At 36.7% G+C, this 12,919-nt stretch carries 10 protein-coding genes and 1 pseudogene; 8 read left to right on the top strand and 3 right to left on the bottom strand.

From position 1 onward, the window contains the following. Positions 1 to 26: 26 nt before the first annotated feature. The 4 genes from MRBLBA3_RS09970 (at position 27) to pheA (ending at position 5,611) form a co-directional block, all read left to right on the top strand. Complete coding sequence (locus tag MRBLBA3_RS09970) at positions 27 to 803, top strand: ABC transporter ATP-binding protein (protein ID WP_000114529.1); 777 nt, start codon at positions 27 to 29, stop codon at positions 801 to 803. After that, positions 778 to 2,700, top strand: a complete 1,923-nt coding sequence (locus tag MRBLBA3_RS09965) for an ABC transporter permease (protein WP_001011391.1) — start codon at positions 778 to 780, stop codon at positions 2,698 to 2,700. The genes MRBLBA3_RS09970 and MRBLBA3_RS09965 overlap by 26 nt, the downstream gene beginning before the upstream one ends. 49 nt (positions 2,701 to 2,749) lie before the next feature. Next, positions 2,750 to 4,663 carry an ABC transporter permease gene (locus MRBLBA3_RS09960; protein WP_044737648.1) on the top strand — a complete coding sequence of 638 codons (1,914 nt, stop codon included), beginning with the start codon at positions 2,750 to 2,752 and terminating at the stop codon, positions 4,661 to 4,663. 96 nt (positions 4,664 to 4,759) lie between these two features. Further along, positions 4,760 to 5,611, top strand: a complete 852-nt coding sequence (gene pheA, locus MRBLBA3_RS09955; RefSeq protein ID WP_044737649.1) for a prephenate dehydratase — start codon at positions 4,760 to 4,762, stop codon at positions 5,609 to 5,611. Positions 5,612 to 5,713: 102 nt separating this feature from the next. Here pheA and MRBLBA3_RS09950 read toward each other — a convergent pair whose 3' ends face one another. The 3 genes from MRBLBA3_RS09950 to MRBLBA3_RS09940 all read right to left on the bottom strand — a co-directional run bounded on the left by MRBLBA3_RS09950 (position 5,714) and on the right by MRBLBA3_RS09940 (position 8,132). Beyond that, positions 5,714 to 6,361 carry an MOSC domain-containing protein gene (locus MRBLBA3_RS09950; protein ID WP_044737650.1) on the bottom strand — a complete coding sequence of 216 codons (648 nt, stop codon included), beginning with the start codon at positions 6,359 to 6,361 and terminating at the stop codon, positions 5,714 to 5,716. Between the two features lie 86 nt (positions 6,362 to 6,447). Then, positions 6,448 to 6,990 carry a transcription repressor NadR gene (locus MRBLBA3_RS09945; RefSeq protein ID WP_044737651.1) on the bottom strand — a complete coding sequence of 181 codons (543 nt, stop codon included), beginning with the start codon at positions 6,988 to 6,990 and terminating at the stop codon, positions 6,448 to 6,450. After that, on the bottom strand, positions 6,990 to 8,132 hold the full coding sequence (locus MRBLBA3_RS09940) for an IscS subfamily cysteine desulfurase (protein ID WP_363381073.1): 1,143 nt from the start codon (positions 8,130 to 8,132) through the stop codon (positions 6,990 to 6,992). Before MRBLBA3_RS09940 ends, MRBLBA3_RS09945 begins: the two co-directional genes overlap by 1 nt. A gap of 153 nt (positions 8,133 to 8,285) precedes the next feature. Between MRBLBA3_RS09940 and nadB the strand changes: the two genes are divergently transcribed. From nadB to exsA, 4 genes and pseudogenes are all read left to right on the top strand, one after another. Beyond that, complete coding sequence (gene nadB / locus MRBLBA3_RS09935; RefSeq protein WP_044737653.1) at positions 8,286 to 9,815, top strand: L-aspartate oxidase; 1,530 nt, start codon at positions 8,286 to 8,288, stop codon at positions 9,813 to 9,815. Positions 9,816 to 9,834: 19 nt separating this feature from the next. Then, positions 9,835 to 10,668: a carboxylating nicotinate-nucleotide diphosphorylase gene (gene nadC / locus MRBLBA3_RS09930; protein WP_044737654.1), complete on the top strand. Its 834-nt coding sequence runs from the start codon at positions 9,835 to 9,837 to the stop codon at positions 10,666 to 10,668. A 30-nt stretch (positions 10,669 to 10,698) separates the two neighbouring features. Beyond that, positions 10,699 to 11,805, top strand: coding sequence for a quinolinate synthase NadA (gene nadA, locus MRBLBA3_RS09925; protein ID WP_000511758.1), 1,107 nt, complete (start codon positions 10,699 to 10,701; stop codon positions 11,803 to 11,805). Positions 11,806 to 12,030: 225 nt separating this feature from the next. Beyond that, a pseudogene (exsA, locus tag MRBLBA3_RS09920) lies at positions 12,031 to 12,919 on the top strand (spore coat assembly protein ExsA); the annotation flags it as partial.

The following is a 12,919-nucleotide window of genomic DNA, read 5'->3' as shown; positions in this document are numbered from 1 at the left end:
GAAGAAAACACATAGGGGGATTAGAAATGAGTGTTCTTGAAGTAAAAGGATTAACAAAAGTGTACCAATCAAAAGGTTCAGTAGCGACGACTGCTTTAAACGATATAAATTTTAAAATAGAAGAAGGCGAATTTGTAGGAATTATGGGGCCTTCAGGGAGCGGGAAAACAACGCTTTTAAATCTATTAGCAACAATTGATAAGCAAACTTCAGGTCATGTGCTTGTAAATGGTGAAGAAATTAATCAAATGCGTGCTGCAAAATTAGCGGAGTTTCGTCGTACACATTTAGGATTCATCTTCCAGGATTTTAACTTACTTGATACGTTATCGATTAAAGAAAATATTATTTTGCCTCTTGTAATGGCGAAGAAATCTGTAAATGAAATCGATGCGAAAGTGCTTGAGATTGCAAAGTTTTTAAACATCGAAGAAATTTTAAATAAAAAAGTATATGAAGTGTCAGGCGGACAACAACAACGTGCAGCTGCTGCGAGAGCAATCATTCATGAACCAACGTTGATTTTAGCGGATGAGCCGACTGGTAATTTAGATTCGAAGTCAGCAAAATCATTAATGGGTGCGTTGCAAGACTTACATGAACAAAAGAAAGTGACAATTGCAATGGTAACGCATGATCCAGTAGCGGCTAGTTATTGCGAACGTATCCTCTTCATTCGCGATGGAGAAATTTTCTCAGAAATACATAAAGGAAGAACGAAACAAGCCTTTTTCCAAGAAATTCTGGACGTACTTGCGATGCTAGGAGGAGAATATCATGAACTTTCGCCAGCTCGCGCTTAATAACGTAAAAGGAAATTGGCGTAATTATAAAGCTTTCCTTATTAGTAGCTGTTTATCAATCGTAGTATTTTTCATGTATGCTTCCTTCATCTATCATCCAGACGTTGTAAGCGGTAATATTAGTATGAAGACGATGATTACAAAAGGGTTAGAATCAATGAATTATATCGTAGTCATCTTCTCAGCACTCTTTATTTTATATGCAAATTCAACGTTTTTACGAGCAAGAAAAAAAGAATTCGGTTTATTAACATTAATAGGCGGAACGAAATCTCAGCTCGGCCGAATGATTATATTAGAACAACTTATGTTAGGTAGTATTGCAATTGTAGTAGGTATCGGGATTGGAATGCTTTGCTCAAAACTATTTTTCCAAGCACTCAGTGTCTTACTAAAAGTTGATAAAACATTGCCGCTTGTGTGGAATGGAAAAGTAGTTCTTATTACAGCTGGTGTATACTTTATCCTGTTTTTAATTCTATCGTTGTTTAGTGTTTGGACAGTAGGGCGCTTGCAAATTATTGATTTATTAAGAGAAGCAAGAAAACAAAAAGTAGAGCCGTTTGCATTTACATGGTTAGGTGTAGTTGGTATAGGCTGCATTATTGCGGCGTATATACTTTGTTTCCAAGTAACAATTATGAATTTTATTATGTATTTCTTACCAATTGTAGGACTGACGATTGGCGGAACGTATTTACTATTTACGCAAGGTAGTACAGTCGTATTAAAAGCATTGCAAAAAAGAAAACAATCTTTTTATACGTATCCAAATATGTTTGTACTTAGCAATCTTATTTATAAAATGAAAGATAATGCTCGTTTTCTATTTGTCATTTCTATCATTACAGCTGTTGTTTCTTCAGCAGTCGGTACGCTTTATGTATATTTTGAAAATATGAGTGCGAAAACGATAGATCTTACGCCACATGCTATTTCATATGAGGAAAAGGGTATAAATACGCATATCATTATTAACGAGGAAAAAGTACAGGGATTATTAAAAAAGAATGGATTTGAAGATGCGCGAAAAATAACCTACGTAAAACTACCGGCAACACAGAAAATAACGTTTTTTAACAGTGAACATGAAGTGCCAACAGCGATTATTGCAGAGAAAGAATATAATGCGGAAGTACGTAAACAAAAAAGGGAAGAAGTTAGAGAAGTTCATAATGCACCAGGTAGTGCGACGATGATTATGAGCGATATGACAAATGATCTAGTGAAGATAGATCGTACGAAGCCATATGAAATTACAATTAATGGGCAAAAACAGTCTGTTCAGTTAAATGAACCAACTTCATATTCTGTTTTTAATGACGATGAATATCTTATTGTGAATGATCAAGATTTTGAGAAATATGCAAAGCTCGTACCAGATGAAGAAAAGACGAAATATTATGGGTATTATATTGAAGATTGGAAAAGTACCGAAAATCTTGTGCTAGATTTGAAAAAGGAAATTGCGCCGGAAAAGCAAGGAGAACTGAAAAATTCAGTGCTTGCTTATAAAGATATAAGAGAATCCGGAGCAATTACAATGTTCATCGGTTTCTTCGTAGCAGTACTGTTCTTCTTCTTCGCTTGTAGCATGACATACTTTAAATGGTTTAATGATAAAGAACAAGATCGTATTCAATTTAAATCATTAAAGAGAATCGGTATGACAGATAAAGAAATTCGTAAAATTGCAATTCGACAAATGGGTGTTATCTTTTTTATCCCAATTTTAATCGGTACAATTCATAGTGCATTTGCTCTTCATACGTTAGGGAAAATGCTTTATATCGATTTATGGAAATCAGGTGCAATTGTAATAGGGGCTTATATTTTAGCTTCTGCCATTTACTTTATGATTGCTCAAAGAGGATATTTAAAACACGTAAAAAGCTAGGGAAACCTCTAGCTTTTTGCCTATGTAGTAAGGTACAGGAGGACGATAGATGAACATTCGGCAACTGGCGCTGCAAAATATAAAAGGGAATTGGCGTAATTATAAAGTGTTTTTCTTAAGTAGTTGTTTTGCAATATTTGCGTCTTTTGCATATATGTCTGTCATTGTACATCCGTATATGCAAGAGACGATGTGGTATCAAAATGTACGCTGGGGACTTATCATATGCAACATTATAATTATTTCTTTTTTCGTCATATTTATTTTGTACTCTACCTCTATTTTCATAGAAGCGCGTAAGAAAGAATTAGGGTTATATATGTTAATGGGAGCAACGAAGTCTAACGTAATAGGAGTGATTATGACCGAGCAAATATTGATCGGGATTTTTGCTAATATTTTCGGTATTGGGCTTGGCATGATCTTTTTAAAACTCTTTTTTATGGTATTTAGTATGTTACTTCGCCTTCCGAAAGAACTCCCTGTCATATTTGACGTGAGAGCAATTGGGGTAACGTTTATTACATATATGGTCGTTTTTATTCTATTATCTTTTATCAGTGCTTTACGTATATGGAATATCAAAATCATCCGGTTATTAAAAGAGTTTCGAAGAGATAAACGAGAGAGGAAAACATCAAAGTGGCTTTGTTTATTTGGCTTTGCTTGTTTAGGAACGGGATATGCGTTAGCACTACAAGTGACGATGGCAACGATAGGATTATACTTTTTCCCTGTGTCTATACTTGTCTTTTTCGGAACGTATTTTTCTTTTACACATGGTGTTAGCCAATTGTTAGAAATGATAAAACGAAATAAAAAGATTATGTATACATATCCTTATTTATTTATAGTAAACCAATTGTCACATCGAATGAAGGAAAATGGTCGCTTTTTCTTTCTGATGGCTATGGCAACGACGTTTGTAGTTACGGCAACAGGTACGGTATTTTTATATTTTTCTAGCATGCAAGATATGTGGCGTGGCGGAGGAGCACACTCTTTTTCGTACATAGAAAAGGGTACTTCTTCTCATGAAGTCTTTGAGGAAGGTACGGTTGAAAAATTACTGCATCAATATGGATATGATGATTTTCAAACTATGAGTTTTGTTGGAGTGTATGCATCCTTTCAGTCCAATAAAGGAGAAACAACAATAGCGCCGCTTATAAAGGAAAGTGAATACAATCAAGAGGCGAGAAAACAAAAACAGAAAACGTATCATCCTAAAAAAGGAACAGTTACACTTGTTTATTATAATAAACGCAATTATCCGAATGTATATAATCAAACAGAGATTCAATTGCACGTAATGAATCAAACGCATCAATTCGCATTTAACGGTCAAAAAGAAGGGGTGCAATTTAACTATCACCCTTCATACATTAATGGCCTGTTTTTCGTCATGAATGATGAAGATTTTGACAGTATAGCAAATACAATTCCGGATTCTGAAAAAATGATATATAGAGGTTACACATTACCAAATATCGAAAATACGAAGGAATTAAACGTGGATTTACGGAAACATATGAAACAAGATACCAATGATACATTCCGAAGTAATATGGAGTTATATGTGAATATGAAAGAGTTTGGCGATATTACTCTATTTGTAGGCTCATTCATTAGTATATTATTCTTTCTGACTTCATGTAGTATCGTATATTTTAAATGGTTTCATAATATTGCATCGGATCGTAAGCAGTACGGGGCGCTCTCTAAACTTGGAATGACGAAGGAAGAAGTGTGGAAGATTTCTCGTTGGCAATTGTGTATGCTATTTTTTGCGCCAATTATAGTAGGAAGTATGCATAGTGCAGTTGCGTTATATACGTTTCATAATACTGTCTTTATGGACGGTTCCTTAAGAAAAGTAGGTTTGTTTATTCTGTTTTATATCACTGCATGTATCATTTATTTTTTCTTCGCTCAAAGAGAATATAAGAAACATTTAGACTAGCGGATGCTAGTCTTTTTTAAATATTCGAAATTTACATAGAAGAATATAAAAAAGTATGGTATAACAGTAAGAAAACGAAAAAGAGGGGAAAAGACGATGATTCGAGTAGGATATTTAGGACCAGAAGCAACTTTTACAAATATGGCGGTGAGTCGTTTTTTTCCGGAAGCAGAGCATGTACCGTATCGAACGATTCCAGATTGTATAGATGCAGCTGCAAATGAAAATGTGGACTTCGCAGTTGTACCGTTAGAAAATGCGATTGAAGGTTCAGTAAATATAACTGTCGATTACCTTGTACATGAGCAACCACTTTCTATTGTAGGAGAAATTACAGTACCGATTCAGCAACACTTACTTGTACATCCGCAGTATGCAGAAGTGTGGGAAGAAGTATATGCTGTACATTCTCATCCACATGCTATTGCACAATGTCATAAGTTTTTAAATGAAGAATTAAAAGGGATAACTGTTCGAGATATGACATCAACAAGTGCCGCTGCGCAATATGTGAAAGAACATCCTGAAGAAAAAATCGCTGCCATTGCAAATGAAGCAGCTGCAGAAAAATACGGATTAACGATCGTAAGACGTAGCATTCATACGCATAAAAATAATCATACGCGCTTCCTAGTGCTCCATAAGAAAAAGAGAGCAGTACTCCCAAGAAACGGAGAAAATCGCGGGGAGAAAACGACGCTTATGATAACGTTACCTGCAGATTATGCAGGAGCGCTATATCAAGTGTTATCAGCTTTCGCATGGAGAAAATTAAACTTATCAAAAATCGAATCTCGTCCGATGAAAACAGGTCTTGGAAATTACTTTTTCTTAATCGATGTCGACAAAGCATACGATGATGTATTATTGCCAGGCGTAACGATGGAACTTGAAGCACTCGGCTTTTCTGTTACTGTGCTAGGGAGTTATTCTTCTTATTGGTTGTAAGGGGAGTGTTTGTCGTATTTTGTAGTTAAGTCGATATAATTTCGGTCGCTAGTATACCGTGTGATAGATAAAAAGAATCCCACCTCTTATAGGTGGGATTCTTTATTTCAACTTCGCAAGACGATCCTCTAACTGACCACGCCAAATATCAGCTAGTTCTGGAACAGCGAGAATCTTTTCAATGCCATCTTTATCTTTTCTATTATGAAAATAAATTTCGTTAGAGAACAAAACAGATACATTGTTTGATGGACGCTCTAGTAATGTAATTTTAGAATCTTTACGTACAGTACCTTCCTGAAGAACACGGCATAGGTAGCCAGTAAATCCAGTTGCTACAATGCGCGGAAGTATGCCAGGAATACCGAGACGTTTTGAAATTGTACTACAAGGTACTCTCGATTGTGTTACTTGAATGATTGCTTCGCCTAGTTGATATGTATCTCCGATGCATACATCACGCTCTAACATATTTGTTACCGTAATATTTTCGCCAAATGTGGAAGCTGGAAGTGTTGTTTGGAATTCTTCTTCCCATAGTGCGTAATGTTCGTGTGGGTATACGCAAACGGCGCGATCAGGTCCGCCGTGATGTTTTAAATCTGCTACATCATCACCACGGAATCCGTCTTTTGAGAGAAAGGCCTCTTCTGTAGGATCTTTACATATACCTGTTATCATTTCTTTATCTTCGCCATATTTCATTTGTTTCGGTTTACCGGTGCTAAAGTGAACGAGTTCAATTCCCATATTTGATCTCCTTTATAATTGTTTACAATATTATAACATCTACAAAATAAAAGCACAGAGTATGATAAAAAACTCTGTGCTTTACATTAATAAACTAGAAATCCAGCGCGGTCTAGTGCCTCACAAGCGGCATCTAATTTCTCTTTAGAATCTGCTTCGATTGTATGTAAGTGAATACCATCTGTTAGTTGTGAAAGGTAGGAAGCGTTTGTGTTTTCGATTTTTTGTAAATATTGCTCTACATCAAAGCGATTACTTACCATGATAGATGCTGTTAAGTCGCCGTATACAGGATGCTCAACTTTTACGTCTTTAATTGTAACGCCGTGGTCAACTAACATGGTAAGTTCTTGACGTACTTCGGCTGGTTTATGTTGGCATACGATTACGCGTTCAAAAGTTTGTTGCTTCGCTTGTGGTTTTAAATATAAATACCCTTGTGCAGTCGCGATAATGGGTTCATTTCGTGCTTTGAGCAAGGAAATATCTTGTACGATAACTTGTCTACTTACATTCGTCTTTTTAGATAGTTCACTCCCTGATAACGGCTCATTTGCAGCGAGAAGCCACTGAAGGATGAGTTGTCGTCTTTCTTCACCTAAAATCTTTTTTTGATCATTTTGCTTCATTATGATTTAACACCTCTATAAAATTGATTTCCAATTGTGTGTAGTGCATGAATAGTTGTATCAATTTGTTCTTTCGTTGTGTGATGTCCGAAAGAAAAGCGGACATATTGTTTTGCCTCTTCATACGTTTTTCCAATTGCGAGCATTGTTTTTGAAGGTTCTTGTTTACCGACTTGGCAAGCACTTCCAGTTGAAATGGCAATACCATGACGGTTACATTCTAACATTGTATACTGACCTTCTATTCTTTTTATTGTAACCCCAATAATATGTGGTAAACAAGAAGCAGAATGTCCTTCCACTTCAATTTCTAGAGGAAGTGTTTGTAATTGCTTTAAAAAATAGGATCGTAACTCTTGAAAACGGAAGCTCTCTTTCTTTTGATTTTTTAATATATGCTCTGCGGCTGTTAAAAAAGCAGCGATGCCAGGAACGTTCACTGTACCAGGGCGAAATCCTTTTTCATGAGAAGTTCCAGGGAATATTTGTTCCCAGCGTGTTTGCGGATTTATATAGCAAGCACCGACACCTTTTGGTCCGTATATTTTATGGGCTGAAACTGAGAGACTATCAATCTTCATTGCTGTAACGTCTATTGGAAGTTTACCAAATGTTTGAACACAGTCCGAATGAAATAAAACATTATATTTTTTTAAAAGTGCCCCGATTTCTGCGATGTTTTGAACGGTTCCGATTTCAGAATTTCCATGCTGTATACTTGCTAGAACAGTATTCTCTGTAATAGCTGCTTCTAAATCCGCTACATGAATTAGCCCGCTTTTATCAACAGGAATTTCAGTAATTGTATAGCCTTGCGATTGTAAGGATTGAAAATAACTTCGAATCGATGCGTGTTCCATAGGTGTCGTAATAATATGTTTCTCATTTCTAGCATTTAGAAGTGATTGAATCGCAAGATAGTTAGACTCTGAACCACCGCTTGTGAAGAATACACCTTGTTCCTTCCCCCCGATCATTTCTGCAAATGTTTCTCTACAAACTTTTAATAAAGAAGATGCACTTCCGCCGATATCGTGTAAACTTTGTTCATTTCCGAAATATGTTTTTGTCGCTTGTATATATGTTTCTAAAGCTTCTTCGCTCATAGGTGTTGTTGCTGCGTAATCAAGATATATCATCATGTGAATTCCTCTCTTCAGTAAGAGTGACGTTTATTTTCGTTTTGAGAATGATAGTGAAAATACGAATTGTAAAAAAACTCTTGTCATTATTTTAAAACTATGTAAATATAGGTGTCAAGACAGTTGAAAAGTGTAAAGTAGGAGGCAACAATTATGCCAAGTGCAGATGTCTTGATTATTGGAAGTGGCGTTGCGGCACTTCGTGTTGCAAAAGAGCTTTGTCACGAAAAGAATGTGATAATTATCACAAAAAAAACAGGACGTAATAACAATACGCATTTAGCTCAAGGGGGAATTGCAGCGGCTGTTGCTGCATATGACGATCCGAGTGGGCATTTTGAAGATACATTAGTGGCAGGTTGTCATTATAACAATGAAGAGGCAGTTCGGTATTTAGTTGAAGAGGGACCGAAAGAAATAAATAAGCTTATTACAAATGGAATGAAGTTTGATGGGGATGAAAAAGAGCTCCATCTCGGTAAAGAAGGAGCGCATCGAAAACGTCGTATTTTACATGCGGGAGGAGATGCAACTGGTAAAAATTTATTAGAACATTTAATTCAAGAAGTAGTTCCGTACGTTACTGTTGTAGAGCAAGAGATGGTGCTTGATTTTATGATAGAAAATAATAAATGCGTAGGGGCTTTAACACGAAATAGTGAAGGAGAGCTGAAGCGTTATTATGCTGATTATACGGTGTTAGCATCAGGTGGAATAGGTGGTTTGTATGCCTTTACGTCGAATGACGAGACAATTACAGGTGATGGACTTGCGATGATATATCGAGCTGGTGGTGAACTAGTTGATCTAGAATTTGTACAATTTCATCCGACGATGTTATACGTGGGCGGGCGATGTTGTGGTCTCGTTTCTGAAGCAGTTCGCGGGGAAGGAGCTGTCCTTATAAATGAAAAGGGACAGCGTTTTATGATGGATATACATCCCGGGAAAGATCTCGCACCGCGTGATGTAGTGGCAAGAGCTATTCATGAACAACTTCTTGCGGGTGAAAAAGTGTACTTAAACATCGAAACTATTCAAAACTTTGAACAGCGCTTTCCGACCGTTTCATCATTATGTAAAAAGAATGGCGTTGATTTAAAAGGGAACCTTATTCCGGTCGTACCGGGTGCACATTTTCATATGGGCGGCGTGAAGACAAATTGTGACGGAGAGACATCCATTTCAAACTTATATGCGGTCGGTGAAGTGGCGTGTAATGGAGTTCATGGTGCGAACAGATTGGCGAGTAATTCATTATTGGAAGGTCTTGTGTTCGGAAGGCGGATAGGAAAACACATTTTAGCTAGACCAGCACAAGAAAGAAAAGGTATATCACAAGAGAGAGAAAAAAGTTTTATAGCTTTTAATGATTTACCGTTGAAAGAAGAAATACAAGAATACATGATGAAGTATGTTGGGATTGTGCGAACAGAGAAAAATTTATCATATGCTACGAGATGGTTTAGTAGGTACGGTGTGAGAAATATGATATTACAATATGATGCTCTTACAAATGAAGAGATTACGCTTATTAATATGTTAACGGTTTGTGAGCTTATAACAGTATCAGCATTGCAAAGAAAAGAAAGTATTGGTGGTCATTATCGCAGTGATTATCCAGAAAGAAATAGAGTAAGGAAAGAGATTATTCGAGTGAGAAGAAAACTACAACTTGTTTAATAAGGGGAAGAGGGGTTTTATGAACACATTAAAAATTAAGGAAGCACTAAATAGATTTTTTCTAGAAGATATAGGAGAAAGAGATGTAACATCGCAGCTTATCTTTCCCGATAATGCAATTGCAAAAGGAACTTTTCTTGTAAAGGATACAGGGGTCTTTGCGGGGAGTTTAGTAATAGAAGAGGGTTTTAAACTAATTGATGAAAAAATTGAAGTTACACTCCATAAAAAAGATGGGGACTTAGTAGGAAAAGGTGAAATTATAGCAACAGCTAAAGGGCCTATTGCATCTTTATTAACAGCGGAGCGCGTTATATTAAATATTATTCAGCGTATGAGCGGGATAGCAACGATGACTCGTAAAGCAGTACTTACGTTAGATAGCAATCATACGCGTATTTGTGATACGAGAAAAACGATGCCGGGACTACGTATGTTTGATAAATATGCGGTAGTGTGCGGAGGTGGATTTAACCACAGATTCGGTTTGTATGATGGTGTCATGATTAAAGATAATCATATTGCGTTTGCTGGATCGATTACAAAAGCTGTTACATCGGTGAAAGAAAGATTGGGACATATGGTGAAAGTAGAAGTCGAAACAGAGACGGAGGCGCAAGTGAGAGAAGCGGTAGAGGCCGGTGCAGATGTTATTATGTTCGATAATCGCACGCCAGATGAGATTCGCGAGTTTTCAAAAATTGTACCGAGTGCCATCGTTACGGAGGCTTCAGGTGGTATTACAATTGAAGATTTATCGAAATACGGAAAAACAGGCGTGGATTATATTTCACTTGGGGCGTTAACACATTCAGTGAGAGCACTTGATATTAGTTTTAATATTGAGGCGTGATGAGAGTGGTTTAGAGGGGGAGAATCATAAATGGGTATTTTAGAGAAAGTTCAGCCAATCGAAGTAATGTTACCAGAGCGTTATCAAACGATGTCTACATTAGAAATGGAAGAGCGTGTTCGCGAAATTAAAGAAAAAATGGGTGAATTGCTATTTATTCCAGGGCATCATTATCAAAAAGATGAAGTGGTACAATTTTCAGATGCAGCAGGGGATTCGTTGCAACTTGCGCAAGTTGCAGCGAGTAATAAAGAGGCGAAATATATTGTGTTTTGTGGTGTACACTTTATGGCGGAAACAGCAGATATGTTAACGACAGAGGATCAAGTTGTCATCTTACCAGATATGCGTGCAGGGTGTTCAATGGCAGATATGGCAGATATTGAGCAAACAGAAAGAGCGTGGAAAGAGCTCGCAAAATTATTTGGGGATACGATGATTCCGCTAACGTATGTAAATTCAACAGCTGCAATTAAAGCATTTTGTGGTCGTAATGGAGGGGCAACAGTAACCTCTTCTAATGCAAAACAAATGGTGTCTTGGGCGTTTACACAAAAAGAACGTCTCGTCTTTTTACCAGATCAACATTTAGGAAGAAATACAGCGTATGACTTAGGCATCCCGTTAGATAAAATGGCAGTATGGAACCCGCATACAGATTCATTAGAGTACGATGGAGATATAGAAGAAATTCAAGTGATTTTATGGAAAGGTCATTGTTCTGTTCATCAAAATTTTACTGTGAAAAATATTGAAAGCGTGCGAAAAAATCATCCGGATATGAATATTATTGTTCACCCTGAATGTTGTTATGAAGTTGTTGCCGCTTCTGATTATGCAGGATCAACGAAATATATTATTGATATGATTGAAGCTGCTCCAGCGGGAAGCAAGTGGGCAATTGGTACAGAGATGAATTTAGTGAACCGAATAATTCAGCAACATCCAGATAAAGAAATTATGTCGCTAAATCCGTTTATGTGTCCGTGCTTAACAATGAACCGAATTGATTTACCTCACTTACTATGGGCACTTGAGAATATAGAAAGAGGAGAAGAAATTAACGTTATTCGTGTAGAAAATCAAGTAACAGAAGAAGCGGTTCTTGCATTAAATCGTATGTTAGAACGCGTTTAAAGCAACGGGATTTCCGTTGCTTTTTTTCATACATATAATCATAACGAGAGCGAAATGGGCATACATTGTTTTGAAGAAATCATTGTGGTTTTTTATGCTTATTCCACTTCGAACTATATTGAAAATAGAAGAAGTGATAAAAGTGAAAAGAAGTTAATGTTATTTAGAAAGGGTTACTTCATGAGATTTGTTACTTATAGATAAGTTATACAGGAGGGGGAAAATTTGAAAATTCATATCGTGCAAAAAGGGGATACCCTTTGGAAAATTGCGAAAAAGTACGGAGTGGATTTTGACACGCTGAAAAAAACAAATACACAGCTTAGTAATCCAGATTTAATCATGCCAGGTATGAAAATTAAAGTACCATCAAACGGCGTTCATGTGAAACAACAGCCTGGAGCGGGTTCTACGCCGCCAAAACAATATGTAAAAGAGGTGCAACAAAAAGAGTTTGCATCAACACCAACTCCACTTGAAATAGAAGATGAAGAGGAAATTACGTATCAATCAGCACCGATTACACAAGAGCCAGCTATGCAACAAACGCAAAAAGAAATGCAGGTAAAACCGCAAAAAGAAATGCAGGTGAAACCGCAAAAAGAAATGCAAGTGAAACCACAAAAAGAAATACAGGTGAAGCCACAAAAAGAAGTACAACAAGAAAAGCCGATTCAAAAAGAAAAACCAGTTGAAAAGCCGTCTGTTATTCAAAAACCACCTGTTATAGAGAAAGTAGAAAAGCAAAAGCCAACTACGAAGGAGAATACTAAATTTTCCATTAATGTATTACCGCAGCCACCGCAACCGCCAATTAAAGCGAAAAAAGAATATAAAATTTCAGATGTAATAAAAAAGGGAAGCGAGTTAATTGCTCCTCAAATTAGTAAAATGAAACCTAACAACGTCATTTCTCCGCAAACGAAAAAAGACAATATAGGAAATGTCTCACCACAAGTGAAAAAAGAAAACGTAGGAAACATAATTTCACCGCAAGTGAAAAAAGAAAATGTAGGGAACATAGTCTCACCGCAAGTGAAGAAAGAAAATGTAGGGAATATAGTCTCACCGCAAGTGAAGAAAGAAAATGTAGGGAATATAGTCTCACCGCAAG

It is taken from the genome of Bacillus sp. LBA3-1-1.1, assembly GCF_040676495.1.
Lineage (GTDB): Bacteria > Bacillota > Bacilli > Bacillales > Bacillaceae_G > Bacillus_A > Bacillus_A nitratireducens.
Note: the sequence above shows the minus strand (reverse complement) of the source record. Positions and strands in the feature narration are given on the sequence as shown.

Bases quoted from the DNA above. Each gene is read 5' to 3' on its own strand.
- pheA (WP_044737649.1), top strand. From the start codon at position 4,760: ATGATTCGAGTAGGATATTTAGGACCAGAAGCAACTTTTACAAATATG.
- nadC (WP_044737654.1), top strand. From the start codon at position 9,835: ATGAACACATTAAAAATTAAGGAAGCACTAAATAGATTTTTTCTAGAA.
- MRBLBA3_RS09965 (WP_001011391.1), top strand. From the start codon at position 778: ATGAACTTTCGCCAGCTCGCGCTTAATAACGTAAAAGGAAATTGGCGT.
- MRBLBA3_RS09950 (WP_044737650.1), bottom strand. From the start codon at position 6,361: ATGGGAATTGAACTCGTTCACTTTAGCACCGGTAAACCGAAACAAATG.
- MRBLBA3_RS09945 (WP_044737651.1), bottom strand. From the start codon at position 6,990: ATGAAGCAAAATGATCAAAAAAAGATTTTAGGTGAAGAAAGACGACAA.
- nadB (WP_044737653.1), top strand. From the start codon at position 8,286: ATGCCAAGTGCAGATGTCTTGATTATTGGAAGTGGCGTTGCGGCACTT.
- nadA (WP_000511758.1), top strand. From the start codon at position 10,699: ATGGGTATTTTAGAGAAAGTTCAGCCAATCGAAGTAATGTTACCAGAG.
- MRBLBA3_RS09960 (WP_044737648.1), top strand. From the start codon at position 2,750: ATGAACATTCGGCAACTGGCGCTGCAAAATATAAAAGGGAATTGGCGT.
- MRBLBA3_RS09940 (WP_363381073.1), bottom strand. From the start codon at position 8,132: ATGATGATATATCTTGATTACGCAGCAACAACACCTATGAGCGAAGAA.
- MRBLBA3_RS09970 (WP_000114529.1), top strand. From the start codon at position 27: ATGAGTGTTCTTGAAGTAAAAGGATTAACAAAAGTGTACCAATCAAAA.